Here is a 19,330-nt window from a genome sequence, read left to right as displayed (position 1 = left end):
TCGTCCTGCCCCGCTGCGTCGCTCCGGGCGGGGTTAGTCTGCCGTCCAGTCGCCCGACTTGCCGCCGCGCTTCTCGCGCAGCCGTATCCCTTCCATGCGCATGCCGCGATCGACGGCCTTGCACATGTCGTAGATGGTCAGCAGCGCGACCTGCACGGCGGTCAGGGCCTCCATCTCCACCCCGGTCGGACCGCGGGTCTCCACCGTGGCGCTGCAGTGCACCGCTGCCGGGTTGTCCGTGGTCTCGAAGCCCAGTTCCACCCGGGTCAGGGCCAGCGGGTGACACAGGGGCACCAGGTCGGAGGTCTTCTTGGCGGCCATGATCCCGGCCACCCGGGCGATGCCCAGGACATCGCCCTTCTTGTGGTCGCCGGCGCGGATCATGGCCAGGGTCTCGGGCTGCATCTCGATCCGCCCCTCGGCCACGGCCACGCGGCGGGTGCTGTCCTTGTCGCCGACGTCGACCATGTGGGCCTCGCCGGCGGCGTTGAAATGCGTGAATTCCGACATGGGAAGCAGGGCCTTTGCTTGTGATGGCGTGTTAAACTTAAAGAATAGCCACGGAAAGCACGGACAAGACCTTTCCGTCATTCCCGCGAAGGCGGGAATCCAGACGCCGCCGTGGTCCATGGATTCCCGCCTTCGCGGGAATGACGGTGGGTAACGACCAGAGTTTGCTCAAGCATTTTCCGTGTTTTCCGTGGCTATTCGACCAGATTACAGCCGTTGAACGCAAATCGACCATGTGGATCAATGTCAAATTCTTCGCCAGCCTGCGCGAACTGATGAACCGCGCCGAGACCCGGGTCGAGCTGCCCGAGGGCGGTTCGGTGGAGGATGTCTGGCTGGCGGCCACCGACGGTCGCGAGCAGCCGGCCAATGTGCTGGCGGCGGTGAACATGGAATATGTCGACTTCTCCGCCCCGGTCAGCGACGGTGACGAGGTGGCCTTCTTCCCCCCGGTGACCGGAGGCTGAAATGCCGGTCGAGGTGCTGACGACCCCCTTCAACCCCTGGCAGCGGCTGGCCGACTACGAGGCCCGGCCGCAGGCGCCGCATGGCCGCATCGGCGCCACAGCGGTGTTCGTGGGCAGTATGCGCGATTTCAATCAGGACGATGACGTCCGGGCCATGACGCTGGAGCATTATCCCGGCATGACCGAGGGCTATCTGGAGAGGATCAGCGCCGAGGCCGGCGAGCGCTGGGGGCTGCTGGATACCCTGATCCTGCACCGGATCGGCGAACTGGCCCCGCAGGACCCCATCGTACTGGTCGCGGTCTGGTCGTCCCATCGCCGCGAGGCCTTCGAGGCCTGCCGCTGGCTGATGGAGGAACTGAAGTCGAAGGCGCCGTTCTGGAAGCGCGAGACCCTCGCCGACGGCAGCGCCCGCTGGGTGGAGCAGAACACGCCGGGGTAGTGATAAGCGCCAGGATCAAGAGCGCCACGGAATACACGGAAAGCACGGACAATGTGTTATGTGTAGGTCGGGTTAGCCCGCAGGGCGTAACCCGACGTTTCCCGTCACCCTGTCGGGTTACGCTGTGCTAACCCGACCTGCAATAACTGACAGCAATAATTATTTCCGTGCTTTCCGTGTATTCCGTGGCGCTCTTGAAGTAATCAGAACTTCGGCTTCTCCGGCGCCTCGTTGTACATCTTCACGCTGTTCATTATCTCCCCCTTGGCCTCGTCGATGCCGCCCCAGCCCTCGACGCGCACCCACTTGCCCTCGTCCAGATCCTTGTAGTGTTCGAAGAAGTGAGCGATCTGCTCCAGGATCATGTCGGGGACGTCACGGAAGGTCTCCACCTTGCGGTACTGCTTGCACAGCTTGTCCACCGGCACGGCCAGCACCTTGGCGTCGTCGCCGGATTCATCCGTCATCTTCAGCACCCCGATCGGGCGGCAGCGCACCACCGAGCCGGTGATCAGCGGCACCGGGGTCAGCACCAGCACGTCCACCGGGTCGCCGTCGTCGGACAGGGTGTGGGGCACGTAACCGTAATTGCAGGGATAGTGCATGGCCGTGTTCATGAACCGGTCCACGTACATGGCCCCGGTATCCTTGTCCACCTCGTACTTGACCGGATCGCTGTGGGCCGGGATCTCGATAATGACATGGATATCGTTCGGCACATCACGGCCGGAGTCGACGCGATCGAGGTTCATGACAGGCTCCCAGATAAACGGAAAGGGCCGGTATTATACCGGCCCTGAATCAAAAGACTAAAGATCGCCACGGAATACACGGAAGTCACGGAGTTTCCATTGAATTATTGAATTCCGTGCTTTCCGTGTATTCCGTGGCAGATCTTTATATTTACAGCAACGGCACGATCAGCAGCGCCACGATGTTGATGATCTTGATCAGCGGATTGATGGCCGGGCCCGCGGTGTCCTTGTAGGGGTCGCCCACGGTGTCGCCGGTCACGGCCGCCTTGTGGGCGTCCGAGCCCTTGCCGCCGTAATTGCCGTCCTCGATGTATTTCTTGGCGTTGTCCCAGGCGCCGCCGCCGGTGGTCATGGAAATGGCCACGAACAGGCCGGTGATGATGGTGCCGAGCAGCACCCCGCCCAGGGCCTTCGGCCCCAGCACCAGGCCGACGATGATGGGCACCAGCACCGGCAGCAGCGAGGGCAGGACCATCTCCTTGATGGCGGACTTGGTCAGCATGTCCACGGCGCGGCCGTAGTCCGGTTTCTCGCTGTGGTCCATGATGCCGGGTTTCTCCTTGAACTGACGCCGCACCTCGTTGACGATGCCGCCGGCCGCGCGGCCCACCGCCTCCATGGCCATGGCGCCGAAGAGATACGGGATCAGGCCGCCGATGAACAGGCCGATGATCACCATGTGATCCGACAGGTCGAAGGCGAACGACTTGCCCACCGCCTCCAGCCCGTGGGTGTAGTCGGCGAACAGCACCAGCGCGGCCAGTCCGGCCGAGCCGATGGCATAGCCCTTGGTCACCGCCTTGGTGGTGTTGCCCACCGCGTCCAGCGGATCGGTGATGTTGCGGATGGACTCGTCCAGTTCGGCCATCTCGGCGATGCCGCCGGCGTTGTCGGTGATGGGTCCGTAGGCGTCCAGCGCCACGATGATGCCGGTCATGGACAGCATGGAGGTCGCGGCGATGGCGATGCCGTACAGGCCGGCCAGTTCATAGGCGCCCCAGATGGAGGCGCATACGGCCAGCACCGGCGCGGCGGTCGCCTTCATGGACACGCCCAGGCCGGCGATGACATTGGTGCCGTCGCCGGTGGTGGAGGCCGCCGCGATATGACGCACCGGCGAGAACTCGGTGGCGGTGTAGTACTCGGTGATCACCACCATGGCCGCGGTCAGGGCCAGGCCGATCAGGGCCGCACCCCACAGGGCCATGACGCTGTGCTGGCCGTTGTCGCCCATCATCATGCTGGTGACCGGGTAGAAGGCGATGGCCGCGAGCACGCCGGCAACGATCAGGCCGCGGTACAGGGCGTTCATGATCTTGCCGCCCTCCCTGGCCTTGACGAAGAAGGTGCCGATGATGGAGGCGATGATGGATACGCCGCCCAGCGCCAGCGGATAGATGGCCGCCGAGGGACCGGCGTCCTGCAGCATCAGGCTGCCCAGCAGCATGGTGGCGATGACGGTGACGGCATAGGTCTCGAACAAGTCGGCCGCCATGCCGGCGCAGTCGCCGACATTGTCGCCCACGTTGTCGGCGATCACGGCCGGGTTGCGCGGGTCGTCCTCGGGGATGCCGGCCTCGACCTTGCCGACGATGTCGGCGCCCACGTCCGCGCCCTTGGTGAAGATGCCGCCGCCGAGGCGGGCGAAGATGGAAATCAGCGAGCCGCCGAAGGCCAGACCCACCAGGGCATGCAGGGCCTTGTCGGTGGAGACGCCGGTCATGGTCAGGATGCCGTAGTAGCCGGCCACGCCCAGCAGCCCCAGACCGACCACCAGCAGGCCGGTAATGGCGCCGCCGCGGAAGGCGACCTGCATGGCGGCGTTCAGTCCGTTGTGGGCGGCCTCGGCGGTGCGCACATTGGCCCGCACCGAGATGTGCATGCCGATGTAGCCGGCCAGACCCGAGAACACCGCGCCGATGGCAAAGCCGATGGCGCTGGCCCAGTCCAGGAACAGGCCCACCAGGATGAACAGGGCCACGCCGGCGATGCCGATGGTGGTGTACTGGCGATTGAGGTAGGCGCTGGCGCCTTCCTGGATGGCCTGGGCGATCTCCTGCATGCGGGCGTTGCCGCTGGGCTTGCCGAGGATCCACTTGACCGAGACGGCGCCATAGACAATGGCGCCGATGGCGCAGACGAGCGCGAAGATGAGCGCAGACGACATGATGGGTTTTCCTCCGTTACCTTATTGATGGAATGGCGCTGAGACTCAAGCGTCATTGCGAGCCAGGCGTGGCAATCTCGTGCAGTAGAATCAATCAGTTGGAGATTGCCGCGGCGCTGCGCGCCCATAGAACCCCAGCGGGTTTCATCATGGGTACCCCACCCTGCGGGTCCGGGCATCGCAATGACGAATAAATCAGAGATTCCTTAATGGTGTTTGCTGGCTATTCTTGTTGGTTGGTGGTTACACCGGCCTTGACGGATATCAAGCCGGACCGGATCCGCTGCCCTGACTGCTGTGTATCGGATGGGCGGCAGGGCACAAAAAAGGGGCGCGATGCGCCCCTTCCTGCGGATTGCTTCAGACCTTGAAATCCCCAAGCTTGCGCTTGACCGGCGCATTCTTGAGCCGGACATATTTGGGCAGGCCGTCCTTGCCGTAGGGCGGATAGTCCTCGCCCTTCATCAGCGGCCCCAGGTAGTCGCGGCACTTCTTGGTGATGCCGAAGCCGTCCTTGCTGATGAAGCTCTTGGGCATCATCTTCTCCACATTGGCCACCCGCGACAGGTTGGCCTCGCCGACCTTCCAGCGATAGGGGCTGTTGGAGGTGCGCACTACCGTGGGCATGACCGAGTTTTTGCCCTTGATGGCCAGTTCCACTGCGGCCTTGCCCATGGCGTAGGCCTGCTCGACATCGCTCTTGGAAGCGATGTGGCGGGCGGCGCGCTGCAGGTAGTCGGCCACGGCCCAGTGGTACTTCAGTTTCAGGTCCTCGCGGATCATGTTGGCCACCACCGGGGCGACGCCGCCGAGCTGGGCATGGCCGAAGGCGTCCTTCAGGCCCTGGTCGGCCAGGAACTTGCCGTCGCGGCTCTTCACGCCTTCGGAAACCACGATGGAGACATAGCCGAACTGCTTCACCTTGGCCTTGACTGCCTGCATGAACTTGCGGCGGTTGAAGGTGACCTCCGGGAACAGGACGATCACGGGGATCTCGCAGTCCTCGGAGGAGGCCATCGCGCCGGCGGCGGCGATCCAGCCGGCGTGGCGGCCCATCACTTCCAGGATGAAGACCTTGGTGGAGGTCTTGGCCATGGAAGCGACGTCGAAGCTGGCCTCGCGGGTCGAGACGGCGATGTACTTGGCCACCGAGCCGAAGCCGGGGCAGTTGTCGGTGATGGGCAGGTCGTTGTCCACCGTCTTGGGCACATGGATGGCCTGGATGGGGTAACCCATCTTCTTGGACAGCTGCGAGACCTTCAGGCAGGTGTCGGCCGAGTCGCCGCCGCCGTTATAGAAGAAGTAGCCGATGTTGTGGGCCTCGAACACCTCGATCAGGCGCTCGTACTCGCGCCGGTTCTGCTCCAGGCTCTTGAGCTTGTAGCGGCAGGAGCCGAAGGCGCCGGAAGGGGTGTGGCGCAGCGCGGCGATCGCGCTCTTGGATTCCTTGTTGGTGTCGATCAGGTCCTCGGTCAGCGCGCCGATGATCCCGTTGCGCCCGGCATAGACCTTGCCGATCTTGTCCTTGTGCTTGCGTGCGGTCTCGATCACGCCGCAGGCGCTGGCATTGATGACGGCGGTCACGCCTCCCGATTGTGCATAGAAAGCGTTCTTCTTGCCCGACGATTTCGCCATTGTGTACTCCCGGTTTATTGATTTGACGGTAAGGAAACCCGGCGCCGCGCGGGCCGGGCGGTGGCGTTCAGCCGACACCCGCCTGCGCGTGCTGCCTGGATGTTCTGAAATCGGCTGTCTGGGTCATTGGGTTCGGTCGCGTCACGCGGGCCAGGGTCAGGCACAAACCGGAATCCGCAGGCAATAAAACACGCCAGCCGCAACTCATGCAACCCTGGCGGCCTGATCGGCGGTTACCGCGTTGACTTGCAGTGACTCGAGGCGGTAGCTTAAACGCATGCGGGGGGTGGGGCCATCTAAAAAATATGTATGCGCCCATGCAAAAAAATTAATACGCGGACGGTCCCGGGCCACCGGGGACGGTCTGGCCGCCATGATTTCGACGTCACCGGATAACGAATAAAACCAAGGAGTCACCACCAAAATGAGAATCGTATTGCTGGGTGCGCCGGGTTCGGGGAAGGGGACCCAGGCCAAACGTCTGCAGGACAAGTACCGTATTCCGCAAGTCTCCACCGGCGATCTGCTGCGCGCCGCCGTTGCCGCCGGCACCCCGCTGGGCCGCCAGGCCAAGGCCGCCATGGACGCGGGCCAGCTGGTTTCCGACGACATCGTGCTGGGCATCATCCGCGAGCGGCTGCAGGAGCCCGATGCCCGCCGCGGCTTCATCCTTGACGGTTTCCCCCGCAACCAGCCCCAGGCCGAGGCATTGGATACCCTGCTGGAGGAGATCGGTCAGCCGCTGGAACTGGCATTGCTGATCAATGTCGATTTCGACATCCTGATGCAGCGCCTGACCGGTCGGCGCACCTGCACCAGCTGCGGCTGGACCTGCAATATCTACTCCTCACCGCCGCACGTCGACGGTGTCTGCGATGAATGCGGCGGCAACCTGCATCACCGCGCCGACGACAACGAGGAAACCATCGGCAACCGGCTGCGGGTCTATGAGACCCAGACTGCGCCGCTGGTCGATTACTACCAGGGCCAGGACAAGCTGCGTACGGTCCAGGGCGTGGGCGAGATCGAGGATATCTTCAAGGCCGTGGTTCAGGTGGTGGAGGCGTCCACCACCGGCAAACCGGCGGCACCGGCGCCCCGGGCGGCGACGCCGGCCCGTCCGGAACGCAGTCAGGCCATCAGCAGCGCGGCCCGTGCCATTGCCGCCCAGCGGGCCGCCGGCGCGGAACAGGCCCGCGAAGCGGCGTCAGCCGCGGCAGAGCCGGCGACCGGGGCAACCGCGAACAAGGCGTCTGGCAAGGCATCCGCCGCCAAGGCCGCTGTCGGTGAAACTGCAGCCGGCAAGAAGGTGGCTGCGAAAAAGAAGGCGGCGACGAAAAAGGCCGTCGTCAGCAAGAAGGCCGGGGTGAAGAAAAAGGCCGCGGTGAAGAAGACTGCGGCGAAGAAGGCGGCCGGGAAGAAGGTCGTGAAGAAAAAACCGGCCGGCAAGAAGTCCGCGGCCACCAAAGCGGCCGCCGGAAAGCAGGTCAGCAGGAAGGCCGCAGCGAAGAAAAAGGCCGCGAAGAAAAAAGTGGCCAGGAAGACAGCCGCCAGGAAGTCGGCCGCGAAGAAGCAGGTCACCAGGAAGAAAGTCGCCAAGAAGAAAGTGGCCAAGAAGACAGCCGCAAAGAAGAAGGTTGTCAAGAAAAAGGTAGCGAAGAAGAAGGCAGCCAGGAAAGCCCCGGTGAGGAAGAAAACGGCGAAACAGGCCGTGCGCAAATCCGCGGCGAAGAAAAAGACGGTGAAGAAGAGCGGCGGAAAGAAGTCCGCCAAGAAGAAGGTCGCCAAGAAGAAGGTCGCCAAGAAGAAAGTCGCCAAGAAGAAAGTCGCCAAGAAGAAAGTCGCGAAGAAGAAGGTCGCGAAGAAGAAGGCGGCGCGCCGGCGCTGAGTGGAGACCCTGCCGGGTCAGCGGCGGATGGCCCGTTCGGAAAGCTGGTCAAGCAGCCCGAACAGATATTCCCTGAGTCGTTCCAGGCGCGGGCGGCGCAGCCAGTCGTACAGCCGGATTTCCCGGCTCTGCTGCAGGTCAGCCTCCAGCATGGCCATGACCCCGGCCGCAAAGGCCGCATCCTCCACCTCCTGGTTGGCCTCCAGGTTCCAGCGGAAGTTCCAGCGGTCCAGGTTGCTGGAACCGATGCTGCTCCAGTCATCGCACAGCACCACCTTCTGATGCAGTATCCGTGGCTGATACTCGAAAATGCGCACCCCGGCGCGCAGCAGCCGGGTGTAATGCCGGCGGCCGGCGAAGCGCACGCCGGGATGGTCGGTCAGCGGGCCCGGCAGCAGCAGGCGCACGTCACGCCCCTGGCGGGCGGCCCGGGCCAACGCCCGGCGCAGTTTCCAGGCGGGGACGAAATAGCCGGTACTCACCCAGAGCCGCTCCCGGCAGCGGCGTATCCGGCGCAGCAGGTGGCGCTTGATTTCGGTGTAGGGGCGACGCATGGCGACGGCCACCCGGCCCTGCTGGCCGGGTGCGAGCGGGGCGGGTCCGGGCACCGCGGGCAGGGCCTCGCCGGTGGCGGCGCCCCAGTTGGCAGTGAACAGTTCCGCCCAGTCGCCGACATTCGGGCCCCGGATGCGGATGCCGGTCTCCCGCCAGGGCGCCGCACTGTCCGGGCTGAAGCCGTCGGTCAGACCCCAGCCGCCGGTGAAGGCGATTGCGTCGTCCACCACCAGGATCTTGCGATGGTCGCGCAACAGGTTGCGGCGCAGCCGGCCATAGTCGAGCGGATTGTACAGGTGCAGCCGCATGCCCGGACCCTGCAGTGCCGTCTTGTCGGCCCGGTTCAGGCCGCGGGCGCCGAAATCATCCAGCATCACCCGTATGGTCACGCCACGCCGGGCCGCGGCCTGCAGGGTCTGGATGAACTGCGTGGCGACCTGGCCCGATTCGGCCAGGTAGGTCTCCAGCCAGACACTGCGGCGGGCCTGCGCGATCGCTTCCAGCATGACGGGAAAGATGGCCTTGCCATCAATCAGCAGTCCGAATTCATTGCCCCCGCGCCAGGGCAGGTCCAGCTTGGGATGAGGCGTTTTCACCCGGGCGACGCTAGCCCAAAGCCGCTGGTATGGCAATATGATATGTTACAGGCGTGGTTGCGGCCTGCAGGATGGGTGCAGGCGCATTGCGCCCTGACCCATCGCCGGCCGTGAATGGCTGATGGGTTGCGCTTCACTCCACCCATCCTACCCTCTGCGACCCTTGCCTTATGTCCGCACTGTTCAGATTCATGCTCGATCTCTGCCTGCTCCGGGTCGGGCCCCAGCGGCTGCCGCCGGCACGCGAACTGCTGTGGCTGTTCGTGGCCCTGTATATGACGCTCGGGACGATGGTGTATCTGTCCCGCTACGAACTGCGTTTCGCCTTCGGCGCCAGCCTGGTGGAGACCCTGCTGATCGCGGCCTTCATCCAGCTGCTGCTCAGGGCTTGGGGCAGGCCCGAGCGCTTCACCCAGACCCTGACCGCCCTGCTCTCCGCCTGGACCCTGCTCGGGCTGCTGGTCGCGCCCCTGATCTACGCCACCCGGGACCTCGAGCCCGGCGGCCAGGATGCGCTGCTGGTGTTCGTCGGCATGACCCTGTACCTGGCCTGGAGCCTTGCCGTGCTGGGCAACATCCTCCACCATGCGTTGGAGATACCGCTGTACGGCGGTATCGGCTTGGGCGTGATCTATTTCCTGCTGTCGCAGATGGTGGTGGCTGCCGTGCTGCCGGCGCTGAACTGACGAATCCCTGCTGGATTGGTCATTGCGAGGCGCCTGGCGCCGTGGCAATCTCCAACCGATTGATCCGGCTCTGCGGGATTGCCATGCCAGGCTCATGGAGCCCGTTCGGGTGTCCTTATCAGAGCGCCCATCCTGCGGGCCCGGGCCTCAACATGACGGTAACTGGATTCACCCCAGGGGACGCGTTTTGCACATACACATTCTCGGCATCTGCGGCACCTTCATGGGCGGCATCGCGGTCCTGGCGCGGGAGTCGGGTATCGAGGTCACGGGTGCCGATGCCGGCGTCTACCCGCCCATGAGCACCCAGCTCGAGGCGCTGGGCATCGGGCTGCAGGAGGGCTACCGGGCGGAGGATCTGCCGTCGGCGCCGGATGCAGTGGTCATCGGCAATGCGCTGTCGCGCGGCAATCCGGCCGTGGAGGCGGTGCTGGATGCGGGCATGCCCTATACCTCGGGCCCGCAGTGGCTGGCCGACAACATCCTGCGTCAGCGCTGGGTGCTGGCGGTGGCGGGCACCCATGGCAAGACCAGTACCGCCAGCATGCTGGCCTGGATCCTGGAGCATGCCGGACTGAATCCGGGTTTTCTCATCGGCGGTGTGCCGGCCAACTTCGGCATCTCGGCGCGCCTGGGCGACTCGCCCTTCTTCGTGGTCGAGGCCGATGAGTACGACACCGCCTTCTTCGACAAGCGTTCGAAATTCATTCATTACCGGCCGCGGACCCTGATCCTCAACAATCTCGAATTCGACCACGCCGACATCTTTGAAGATCTGACCGCCATCCAGCGTCAGTTCCATCACCTGGTGCGCACCGTGCCGGGGCAGGGGCTGATCGTGGAGAACGCCGACGACGCCCATGTCGCCGAGGTGCTGGAGATGGGGTGCTGGACGCCCACCGAGACCGTCTCGGTGGGGGAGTTTCCCGGCCAGTGGCAGGCGCGCCGGCTCCGGGCCGATGCCAGTGAATTCGAGGTGCTGTTCGAGGGGCGAGCGCAGGGGACGGTGCGCTGGGGACAGGTCGGCGAGCACAACCTGCACAACGCCCTGGCCGCCATTGCCGCGGCCCGCCATGCCGGGGTGCCGGCGGCCCATGCCATCGAGGCGCTGGGCGAATACCGGGGCGTGAAGCGGCGTCTGGAGGTGCGCGGCGAGGTGCGCGGGGTGACCGTCTACGATGACTTCGCCCATCATCCCACCGCGATCGCGCTGACCCTGCAGGGGCTGCGCCGCCACCGCTCTGAGGGGCGGATCCTGGCCGTGCTGGAGCCGCGGTCCAATACCATGCGTCTGGGCGTGCACCACGCCACCCTGGGCCCGGCGCTCAATGAGGCCGACCGGGTCTGGCTGTATCAGCCGCCGGAACTGGACTGGGATCTCGACGAGGTCGGCGGCCGCAGCCGCGCCCCGGTCCGGGTGATGCGCGAGCTCGAGGCCCTGGTCATGGACGTGGTCGCCCACGCCCGCCCCGGCGATGCCATCCTGGTCATGAGCAACGGCGGCTTCGGCGGCATCCATGACAAGCTGCTGGATGCGCTGCGCATGTCCGAGGCGATCGAGGCCGGCGGGTGAGGAATACAGGGGTGGTCAAGTCAGCACCGGGCGGGCGAGGTCTTCGGGCGCATGTGCGCAGTCTGCACGCTAAGCCCGAAGACCTCGCCCGCCCGGTGCTGATCCGTACCTGTTGATGCATTCTCTGCTGTCTCTGCGCCTTTGCGCCCCTGCGTTGAAGGATTTTCAGTCCAGGAGATTAACCGGAGCCATTTATGACCCTGCCCGCCCGCCAGCCCGTCGCCGTCGCCATCACCGGGGCCTCCGGCGCCCAGTACGCCCTGCGGCTGCTGGAATGCCTGATCGAGGCCGACGAGCAGGTCTACCTGATGCTGTCCGAGCCCGGGCAGATCGTCATCGGCATGGAGACCGATCTGTCCCTGCCGGGGCGCAGCCGCGACATCCAGCGCTTTCTCACCGAATACTTCGCCGCCGAGGAAGGCCAGTTGCAGGTCTTCGGCCGCAAGGAATGGACCGCGCCGGTGGCCAGCGGCTCCAGCGCGCCGCGGGCCATGACGGTCTGTCCCTGCACCATGGGTACCCTGGCCTCCATCGCCTGCGGGGCAAGCGGCAATCTGATCGAACGCGCCGCTGACGTGATGATCAAGGAGGGTCGCAAACTGATCCTGGTGCCGCGCGAGACGCCCTTTTCCGCCATCCATCTGGAGAACATGCTCCGACTGGCGCGGCTGGGCGTGGTGATGCTGGCGGCCAATCCCGGCTTTTATCACCGGCCGCAGACGCTGGAGGATATCGTGGACTTCGTGGTGGCACGCATCCTGGATCAGCTCGAGGTGCCGCATACCCTGTCCTCGCGCTGGGGGGATCTGTTCGAGGAGGAGTGAATCATTCCATGGAACCTCTGAGTCATCAATTATCCGTCATTGCGAGCGAAGCGTGGCAATCTCGTAAAGTGGAATCGATCAGTTAGAGATTGCCACGCTTCGCTCGCAATGACGTGATCAATTAGGAGTGCCGCAGGTGACAGAGAACACCATGGGCGAGACCCTGCCCATCTTTCCGCTGTCGACCGTCCTGTTTCCCGAGGGCGTGCTGCCGCTGCGCATCTTCGAGCCGCGCTATCTCGACATGGTCGCCGACTGCCTGCGCAACGATGCCGGCTTCGGGGTGTGCCTGCTGCGCGGTGGCCGCGAGGTCGGTCCGGCCGCCCCCTGCCACGATGTCGGCACCCTGGCCATGATCGAGGACTGGGAGCAGGGCGAGGAGGGACTGCTGCAGATCACGGTCCGCGGCCGGCAGCGGTTTCGTCTGCTGGATGCGCGGGTCCAGCCGAACCAGCTCACCCTGGGCGAGGTGGAATGGCTGGAACCGGAGGCGGTCGTGCCCGTGCCCGCCGGCGCCCGTCTGCTGCCGGGCCTGCTCGGTCGCCTGCTCGAGGAACTGGGGCCGCCCTTCGATCGCCTGGCGCGGCGGGAAGACGATCTGGGCTGGGTCACCGCGCGCCTGACCGAGATCCTGCCCCTGCCGCTGGCCACCAAGCAGGCCTGGCTGGAGGCCGCCGATCCGCAGCAGCGGGCCGAGGGGCTGCTGGAGTTTCTGCGCAGTCAGAGGTAGCCGAGTAGGTCGGGTTAGCGCAGCGTAACCCGACACGCACGGCGGCCTGTGTCGGGTTACGCCCTGACGGGCTAACCCGACCTACGATCCACTCACTCCTCACTCCTTACCCCCTCACTCTCAATACACCAGCATCACCCGCTCCACCGTCATCGCCCTGCCGGCCGGCCGTTCGCGCGGTTCGACCCGGAACACGGTCTGGAGATCGCCCCGCAGTTCCAACACCGCAGCCGGATCATAGCGGGTGTCGAGATAGACCAGATAGTCGAACGGCCGGGTCGGCTCCAGTGCGCTGACATTGCCGATCCACAGGGGCGTGCCGGTGGCGTCCTGTTCCCGGTCCGAACGCCACAGCCGCAGGATCCAGAGCCGGTTGCCGTCGCCGCCCTTGATCAGACGCAGCGATTCGTAATGGCCATCGTGGATCTGCGGCAGAACCGGCAGCCGGCTGGCGGTGGCGTCCGGCGACAGCCACAGCATCAGGTTGTCCAGGCGCAGCGGCGGCGGTGTCCGCCAGCCGCGGGCGGTGAGTGCGGTCTCCAGGTCAGCAAGCGTACCCAGGTACTGGATGTTCAGGGGGTGGCGGTCACCGCCGGCCAGATCCAGACGGTGGGCGGGCAGCTGCTGCCAGTCGCCGGCCCGCCACTCGGCCCGGTTCAGCGGGGCCTGTTCCGGCACCGGGCTATAGCGGGCCAGGGCCGGTTCGAAGCGCAGCACGGTATGGCCTGGGGCCAGCGCCAGCTGCACCAGCAGGAACACTCCCAGCAACCGCCGCCAGGGCAGGGGCGGCGCCGGATGCCGGCGATAGGCAATGCCGAACAGGGCCACCGTCGCCAGCCCCAGGGCCAGGCCGCCGGCAATATCGCTCAGCCAGTGTGCCCCCAGGTACAGCCGCGAGAAGGCCATCAGCACGATGGGCAGGCTGGCCAGGCTGTAGGGCAGCCAGCGGCGCTCGGGGGCGAGTTCGCGCGCGATCAGGATGGCCAGGAAGCCGTAGCCGACGCTTGCCAGGGTTACGTGCACGCTCGGGAAGGCATAGGCGGCCACCCCGTCGTACATGGGCAGCGGGCGGGCCACCTGCAGCAGCAGTTTCAGGCCCTGGGCCATGGTCCAGGCGCTGGTGACGGCGAACAGCCAGTGGACGGCGGCCCGGCCATAGCCGCGCCAGGCCAGCCAGGCCAGCACCAGAACCAGGCCGGTCAGCACCGGCAGGCTGTCGCCGGTCGTGGTGATGGCCACGAAGATGCGGTCGGCGGTGGGGGTGCGCAGGTCCTGCAGGCCTGCATGCAGCCAGTGATCGATGCCGATCAGGGGCTGCGCCAGCAGCAGTCCCAGTGCCGCGGCCGACAGGAACAGCAGTGCCAGCCACGCGGCCAGGCCGCGGGCCTCGGGATGCTCCGGCTCCAGCAGGGCCCCGGCCAGGGGCCGCAGCCGGGGATGGCGCCGGCCCCATACCAGCGCCCGGTCGGTCCAGCTGGCGAGATGCGGCTGCAGCAGGTTGAACAGCCGATGGATCAGCCACAGGCTGAACCAGACCAGCGCCACCAGGATCAGGATCAGCACCGCCAGCCGTCCGGCCACCTCCGCGGCCAGGCTGAGCGAGGCCCCGAACACCACGCCGGGAATCAGGTAGGCCGGGGCCCAGACCAGGGCCGACAGCACATTGACCAGGAAGAAGCGCGCGGCCGGCATGTCGAGCATCCCGGCCACCGCCGGCAGGAAGGGCCGCACCGGTCCGACGAAGCGGGCGAACACCACGCTCTTGCCGCCATGGCGGTGAAAGAAGTCCACACCGTGGTTGATCAGGGCCGGGTAGCGCCGGAACGGCCAGACCACGCGCAGGCGCTGGTGGAAATGCCGGCCGACCCAGAAGCTCAGGCCGTCGCCGGCCACCGCGCCCGCGGCGGCCCACAGGCAGGCCGGCCAGAAGGCCAGGGCATCGGCGGCGATCAGGGCGCCGATGGCGAACATCAGCACCGTGCCCGGCAGGAACAGGCCGACCACCACCAGCGATTCCAGGCAGGCGGTGAGAAAGACCAGAAAATACGCCCAGTGCGGGTGCAACTCGATCCAGGCGACCAGGTCGCCGAAGCCCTGGTGCAGCCAGCCGGAGAGCTCACCCAGCATGGGCGCGGGTCACATCTCGGCGAGCACGGCCTCCGCCGTGTCCAGGGTGGCCGTGACGGCGGCCTCGTCATGGGCGGCGGAGACGAAGCCGGCCTCGAAGGCCGAGGGCGCGAGATACACGCCGCGCTTGAGCATTTCGTGGAAGAACAGCCGGAAGCGGTCCAGGTTGCACTGGCCGACCTGGTAGAAGTTGCCGACCGACTCGGCCTCGGTGAAGAAGAGTCCGAACATACCGCCGACGCAGTTGCAGGTCATGGGGATGTCGCGCGCACGGGCACGCTCGACGATGCCCTCGGCGATGCGCCGGGTCCGGGTGGCGAGTTCGTCGTGGAAGCCGGGCCGGCTGATGCCCGCGAGCGTGGCCAGGCCCGCCGCCATCGCCACCGGGTTGCCGGCCAGGGTGCCGGCCTGGTAGACCGGGCCCAGCGGGGCGAGCATTTCCATGATCTCGCGCCGGCCGCCGAAGGCGCCCACCGGCATGCCGCCGCCGATGACCTTGCCCAGCGCGGTCAGATCCGGGGTGACGCCATAGTGCGCCTGGGCGCCGCCCAGGGCGACGCGGAAGCCGGTCATCACCTCGTCGAAGATCAGCACCGATTCGTACTCGTCGCAGACGGCGCGCAGGCCTTCGAGAAAACCCGGGGCGGGCGGCACGCAGTTCATGTTGCCGGCCACCGGCTCGACAATGATGGCGGCGATCTGCCCGCCCAGATGGCCGAACACCTCGCGCACCTGATCCAGGTTGTTGTACTCGACCGTCAGGGTGTGCTCGGCCAGGGCCACCGGTACGCCCGGCGAGGTCGGCACGCCCAGGGTCAGGGCGCCGGAGCCGGCCTTGACCAGCAGCGAGTCGGCATGGCCGTGATAGCAGCCCTCGAACTTGAGGATCTTGTCGCGGCCGGTGAAGGCGCGGGCCAGGCGGATCGCACTCATGGTGGCCTCGGTGCCGGAGTTGACCATGCGCACCATGTCCATGGAGGGCACCAGTTCGCACACCCGGTCCGCCATGGTGGTCTCGACCTCGGTGGGGGCGCCGAAACCCAGACCGTTGGCCACCGTGTCCGTCACTGCCTTGATGACATCCGGGTGGCTGTGGCCCAGGATCATCGGGCCCCAGGAGCCGACATAGTCCACGTAGCGCTGGCCGTCGGCGTCATAGAGATACGGGCCTTCGCCGCGGACGAAATAGACCGGCTCGCCGCCCACGCCCTTGAAGGCGCGCACCGGCGAGTTCACGCCGCCGGGGATGTGTTTCTGGGCCTGGGTGAAGAGGTCGTGGGATCGGGTCATGATGAGTCCTTGTCAGGCAGATACAGGATGCAAATCCGCAGGTCGGGTGAGTGTGTAGGTCGGATTAGCCCGCAGGGCGTAATCCGACATCGCGCCGCGATGCCGGCGTCGGGTTACGCTGACGCTAACCCGACCTACGATTGCGGAACAGCGTCGCGTAGCGCCGCGCCGCGGTCGCGATATCCTCCGCGCCGAACAGGCCGTGGATCACCGCCAGCATGTCCGCGCCGGCCTCGAGCAACAGCCCGCCATTTTCCGGCGTGATGCCGCCGATGGCAACCAGCGGCAGTTCCAGTTCGGCGCGCGCCGCCCGCAGCAGTGCCGGCTCGGCCTGGACCGCCTGCGGCTTGGTGCGGGAGGGGAAGAAACGGCCGAAGGCGACATAGTCCGCGCCCAGCCGTGCGGCGTGGCGGGCGCGGTCCAGTTCGTTGTAGCAGGACACGCCGATGATGGCCTGCGGACCCAGGCGCTCGCGGGCGGCGGTCACGGCCGCATCGTCCCGCCCCAGGTGTACGCCGTGGGCGCCGACGGCGGCCGCCAGTTCGACGTCGTCGTTGATCAGGAACAGGGCGCCGAAGTCGCGGCACAGGGCATTCAGCGCCCGGGCGAGTTCCAGCTTCAGGGCCGTCTCGGGCCGCTTGTCGCGGAACTGGATGGCGCGCGCGCCGCCGGCCAGCGCCGCGGTTACCGCGTCCACCAGACGATCGTCGGGCAGCAGGTCGGGGTCGGTGATGGCGTAGAGGCCGTGCATGATACAGGTTCAGGTGCCAGGGCCGTAGGATGGGTGGAGGCGCCTGCGCCGCAACCCATCTTGAGGATGCCGGTCCAATGATGGGTTGCGCTGCGCTTCACCCATCCTACGGTGTACTCCGGGCATGTTACATCTCGTCCTCCGGCCGCGCCCAGAACAGCCGGTTGGGCAGTTGCTGGCCCATGCCGATGCGATAGCCCTGCCTGAGCGTCTCCCAGGTGTACTCCTGCGCCTCGTGCACGGCGCCGAAGGGTTCCAGCCCCTGGGCCAGCAGCCCGGCACAGGCCGAGGCCAGGGTGCAGCCCGACCCGTGATAGCTGCCGGACAGGCGTTCCCAGGTGAAGGATTCCAGCAGCCGGTTGTTGCCGAACAGGTGATTGACCACGTGCTGGGTGTTCTCATGGGTGCCGGTCACCAGTACGAACTCGGTGCCGTGGGCCAGCAGCGCCATGGCGCAGGCCTCGACGGTGTCGCCCTCGGGCGCCAGGCTGCGCGCCTCCAGGCTGTTGGGTGTGAGCAGGGTGGTGTGGGGCAGCAGCAGCTTGAGCATGGCGTCGAGGCTGTCCTCGTCGGCCAGTTCGCTGCCGCCGCCGGAGGCCAGCACCGGGTCGAGCACCACCGGGATGTCGGGGTAATCGATCAGCACCGCGTGGATGTTCTCGATGATATCCACGCTGCCGAGCAGGCCGATCTTGATCGCCGCCACCGGCATGTCCTCCAGCACGGCGCGGGCCTGTTCGGCGACCAGGATGCCGTCGATGGGCGCCAGGCTCTGGATGTCGCGGGTGTCCTGCACGGTGAGGGCGGTGATCACTGGCGCGCAGTGGCAGCCCTGGCTGGCCAGGGCCTCGATGTCGGCCTGGATGCCGGCGCCGCCGCTGGGGTCATTGCCGGAAAAGGTGAGGACGACGGGGACGGGTGAGGACATGGGGGAATTCCTTGGGGACTGCCTGGATAGCTGATTCTAACGTATTGAGTGAGGAGTGCGTAGGATGGGTGGAGCGCAGCGCAACCCATCATGGTCGCGGCCTGGTGATGGGTTGCGGCGCACGCGCCTCCACCCATCCTACCGGTTCGTGTGTTGAATCAGCCACGCCAGCCGGGCGGAGGATGCGAGCGAGCAGGTCCAGTGCGTAGGATGGGTGGAGCGCAGCGTAACCCATCGTTACCCGGCAATGCGATGGGTTATGGCGCTGCGCGCCTCCACCCATCCTACCGGTTCGTATGCTGAACCAGCCACGCCAGCCGGGCGGAGGATTCGAACGAGCAGGTCCAGTGCGTAGGATGGGTGGAGCGAAGCGTAACCCATCGTTACCCGGCAATGCGATGGGTTATGGCGCTTCGCACCTCCACCCATCCTACCGGTTCGTGTGCTGAATCAGCCACGCCAGCCGGGCGGAGGATTCGAACGAGCAGGTCCAGTGCGTAGGATGGGTGGAGCGCAGCGCAACCCATCATGGTCGCGGCCTGGTGATGGGTTGCGGCGCACGCACCTCCACCCATCCTACCGGTTCGTGTGCTGAATCAGCCACGCCAGCCGGGCGGAGGATTCGAACGAGCAGGTCCACTTGTAGGCCCGGTCCAGCGACTCGGCGCAGACATAGACGCCGTGTCCGCGCACCACGGCCGCCGGCCGCTCGGCCAGTTCGGCCGCGACCCGGCCTGGCGAATCCGCCAGATAATCCGCCAGCCCTATGTCCAGCACCGGGATGCGGTCGAAGTAGTACTGGCCCTCGAAATCGACCGGCACGAAATCCCGGCCGTCGAAGGTCATGCTGATGCTGTAGGGCCCGTGGCTGTGCAGGATGGCGGTGGCGGCCGGGTTGGCCCGGTACACGGCCTGGTGCAGCGGGGTGTCGAGCGAGCCGCCGTCGGGCGCAGGCGCGCCGATCTGTCCGTGCACCAGGTCATCGATTGTCAGCGTGTCCGCACAGGCGCCGCTGGGCGTGATCCAGAAGCCCTCGCCGCTGCGCACCGAGGCGTTGCCGCTGTGCGAGTCATTCAGGCCGTACTGGCGCAGCCAGCGGTAGTACTGTACGAGCGATTGCCGCAGATCCATGAATTTATCCTGTTTTCAAGATGCCAAAGAGCGCCACGGAATACACGGAAGGCACGGAAGAAGAATAGAACTCCATGATTTGGTTACTGAGTGCCATGATGGGTTCCCTCTATCCGGGGATGGTCCGATAAATCTCATTAATATAATGATTCATATATTATTTTTCTTCTCCTGATTGGTTCGGAAGCTTTGCATGAGACCGATCATTCTTGGACTTGAATGAAAAGAATTATTTATTTCCGTGCCTTCCGTGTATTCCGTGGCGCTCTTTACCG

16 protein-coding genes and 1 pseudogene are annotated in these 19,330 nt (G+C 65.9%); 7 read left to right on the top strand and 10 right to left on the bottom strand.

What is annotated here, in order from left to right; all coding sequences use genetic code 11:
• Positions 1–33: 33 nt before the first annotated feature.
• Complete coding sequence (gene moaC, locus COW1_RS09785) at positions 34–510, bottom strand: cyclic pyranopterin monophosphate synthase MoaC (RefSeq protein ID WP_096364871.1); 477 nt, start codon at positions 508–510, stop codon at positions 34–36.
• A gap of 233 nt (positions 511–743) precedes the next feature.
• On the opposite strand from moaC, the gene moaD reads away from it, so the two are divergent.
• Both moaD and COW1_RS09775 read left to right on the top strand, forming a co-directional pair.
• Complete coding sequence (gene moaD, locus COW1_RS09780; RefSeq protein ID WP_096364873.1) at positions 744–977, top strand: molybdopterin converting factor subunit 1; 234 nt, start codon at positions 744–746, stop codon at positions 975–977.
• 1 nt (position 978) lies between these two features.
• On the top strand, positions 979–1,419 hold the full coding sequence (locus COW1_RS09775) for a molybdenum cofactor biosynthesis protein MoaE (RefSeq protein ID WP_201344057.1): 441 nt from the start codon (positions 979–981) through the stop codon (positions 1,417–1,419).
• A gap of 203 nt (positions 1,420–1,622) precedes the next feature.
• On the opposite strand, the gene ppa is transcribed toward COW1_RS09775, so the two are convergent.
• From ppa to COW1_RS09760, 3 genes are all read right to left on the bottom strand, one after another.
• Positions 1,623–2,171, bottom strand: coding sequence for an inorganic diphosphatase (gene ppa / locus COW1_RS09770; RefSeq protein ID WP_201344056.1), 549 nt, complete (start codon positions 2,169–2,171; stop codon positions 1,623–1,625).
• Positions 2,172–2,322: 151 nt separating this feature from the next.
• Entirely contained in the window at positions 2,323–4,341 is a 2,019-nt protein-coding gene (locus COW1_RS09765) for a sodium-translocating pyrophosphatase (protein WP_201344055.1), read from the bottom strand.
• 360 nt (positions 4,342–4,701) lie between these two features.
• On the bottom strand, positions 4,702–5,976 hold the full coding sequence (locus COW1_RS09760; protein ID WP_201344054.1) for a 6-phosphofructokinase: 1,275 nt from the start codon (positions 5,974–5,976) through the stop codon (positions 4,702–4,704).
• Positions 5,977–6,400: 424 nt separating this feature from the next.
• Between COW1_RS09760 and COW1_RS17260 the strand changes: the two are divergent.
• Positions 6,401–7,678 (top strand): annotated as a pseudogene (locus tag COW1_RS17260) (adenylate kinase); the annotation flags it as partial.
• 203 nt (positions 7,679–7,881) lie between these two features.
• On the opposite strand, the gene COW1_RS09750 reads toward COW1_RS17260, so the two are convergent.
• Positions 7,882–9,015 carry a phosphatidylserine/phosphatidylglycerophosphate/cardiolipin synthase family protein gene (locus tag COW1_RS09750; RefSeq protein ID WP_231971555.1) on the bottom strand — a complete coding sequence of 378 codons (1,134 nt, stop codon included), beginning with the start codon at positions 9,013–9,015 and terminating at the stop codon, positions 7,882–7,884.
• 191 nt (positions 9,016–9,206) lie between these two features.
• Here COW1_RS09750 and COW1_RS09745 point away from each other — a divergent pair, with 191 nt between their 5' ends.
• The 4 genes from COW1_RS09745 to COW1_RS09730 all read left to right on the top strand — a co-directional run bounded on the left by COW1_RS09745 (position 9,207) and on the right by COW1_RS09730 (position 12,828).
• Positions 9,207–9,701: a hypothetical protein gene (locus tag COW1_RS09745; protein WP_201344052.1), complete on the top strand. Its 495-nt coding sequence runs from the start codon at positions 9,207–9,209 to the stop codon at positions 9,699–9,701.
• 187 nt (positions 9,702–9,888) lie between these two features.
• Positions 9,889–11,274: a UDP-N-acetylmuramate:L-alanyl-gamma-D-glutamyl-meso-diaminopimelate ligase gene (gene mpl / locus COW1_RS09740; protein WP_096364887.1), complete on the top strand. Its 1,386-nt coding sequence runs from the start codon at positions 9,889–9,891 to the stop codon at positions 11,272–11,274.
• A 194-nt stretch (positions 11,275–11,468) separates the two neighbouring features.
• Entirely contained in the window at positions 11,469–12,098 is a 630-nt protein-coding gene (locus COW1_RS09735; RefSeq protein WP_096364889.1) for a flavin prenyltransferase UbiX, read from the top strand.
• A 136-nt stretch (positions 12,099–12,234) separates the two neighbouring features.
• Positions 12,235–12,828 (top strand): LON peptidase substrate-binding domain-containing protein, encoded by a 594-nt coding sequence (locus COW1_RS09730; RefSeq protein WP_242466415.1) that lies wholly within the window; start codon positions 12,235–12,237, stop codon positions 12,826–12,828.
• A 120-nt stretch (positions 12,829–12,948) separates the two neighbouring features.
• Here the strand turns inward: COW1_RS09730 and COW1_RS09725 are convergent, their stop codons facing one another.
• From COW1_RS09725 to COW1_RS09705, 5 genes are all read right to left on the bottom strand, one after another.
• Complete coding sequence (locus COW1_RS09725; protein ID WP_201344051.1) at positions 12,949–14,955, bottom strand: bifunctional DedA family/phosphatase PAP2 family protein; 2,007 nt, start codon at positions 14,953–14,955, stop codon at positions 12,949–12,951.
• A gap of 9 nt (positions 14,956–14,964) precedes the next feature.
• Complete coding sequence (gene hemL, locus COW1_RS09720; protein WP_201344050.1) at positions 14,965–16,245, bottom strand: glutamate-1-semialdehyde 2,1-aminomutase; 1,281 nt, start codon at positions 16,243–16,245, stop codon at positions 14,965–14,967.
• Between the two features lie 124 nt (positions 16,246–16,369).
• Positions 16,370–16,996 carry a thiamine phosphate synthase gene (gene thiE / locus COW1_RS09715; RefSeq protein WP_201344049.1) on the bottom strand — a complete coding sequence of 209 codons (627 nt, stop codon included), beginning with the start codon at positions 16,994–16,996 and terminating at the stop codon, positions 16,370–16,372.
• Between the two features lie 127 nt (positions 16,997–17,123).
• Positions 17,124–17,924, bottom strand: a complete 801-nt coding sequence (locus COW1_RS09710; protein ID WP_201344048.1) for a hydroxymethylpyrimidine/phosphomethylpyrimidine kinase — start codon at positions 17,922–17,924, stop codon at positions 17,124–17,126.
• Between the two features lie 576 nt (positions 17,925–18,500).
• Positions 18,501–19,055 (bottom strand): class II aldolase/adducin family protein, encoded by a 555-nt coding sequence (locus COW1_RS09705; RefSeq protein WP_201344047.1) that lies wholly within the window; start codon positions 19,053–19,055, stop codon positions 18,501–18,503.
• Between the last annotated feature and the right edge of the window lie 275 nt (positions 19,056–19,330).

Origin of the sequence: Thiohalobacter sp. COW1 (genome assembly GCF_016629505.1) — a bacterium.
In the GTDB taxonomy this organism is placed as follows: Bacteria; Pseudomonadota; Gammaproteobacteria; order Thiohalobacterales; family Thiohalobacteraceae; genus Thiohalobacter; species Thiohalobacter thiocyanaticus_A.
Note: the sequence above shows the minus strand (reverse complement) of the source record. Positions and strands in the feature narration are given on the sequence as shown.

Bases quoted from the DNA above. Each gene is read 5' to 3' on its own strand.
- moaC (WP_096364871.1), bottom strand. From the start codon at position 510: ATGTCGGAATTCACGCATTTCAACGCCGCCGGCGAGGCCCACATGGTC.
- moaD (WP_096364873.1), top strand. From the start codon at position 744: ATGTGGATCAATGTCAAATTCTTCGCCAGCCTGCGCGAACTGATGAAC.
- COW1_RS09775 (WP_201344057.1), top strand. From the start codon at position 979: ATGCCGGTCGAGGTGCTGACGACCCCCTTCAACCCCTGGCAGCGGCTG.
- ppa (WP_201344056.1), bottom strand. From the start codon at position 2,171: ATGAACCTCGATCGCGTCGACTCCGGCCGTGATGTGCCGAACGATATC.
- COW1_RS09765 (WP_201344055.1), bottom strand. From the start codon at position 4,341: ATGTCGTCTGCGCTCATCTTCGCGCTCGTCTGCGCCATCGGCGCCATT.
- COW1_RS09760 (WP_201344054.1), bottom strand. From the start codon at position 5,976: ATGGCGAAATCGTCGGGCAAGAAGAACGCTTTCTATGCACAATCGGGA.
- COW1_RS09745 (WP_201344052.1), top strand. From the start codon at position 9,207: ATGCTCGATCTCTGCCTGCTCCGGGTCGGGCCCCAGCGGCTGCCGCCG.
- COW1_RS09735 (WP_096364889.1), top strand. From the start codon at position 11,469: ATGACCCTGCCCGCCCGCCAGCCCGTCGCCGTCGCCATCACCGGGGCC.
- COW1_RS09725 (WP_201344051.1), bottom strand. From the start codon at position 14,955: ATGCTGGGTGAGCTCTCCGGCTGGCTGCACCAGGGCTTCGGCGACCTG.
- hemL (WP_201344050.1), bottom strand. From the start codon at position 16,245: ATGACCCGATCCCACGACCTCTTCACCCAGGCCCAGAAACACATCCCC.
- thiE (WP_201344049.1), bottom strand. From the start codon at position 16,996: ATGCACGGCCTCTACGCCATCACCGACCCCGACCTGCTGCCCGACGAT.
- COW1_RS09710 (WP_201344048.1), bottom strand. From the start codon at position 17,924: ATGTCCTCACCCGTCCCCGTCGTCCTCACCTTTTCCGGCAATGACCCC.
- COW1_RS09705 (WP_201344047.1), bottom strand. From the start codon at position 19,055: ATGGATCTGCGGCAATCGCTCGTACAGTACTACCGCTGGCTGCGCCAG.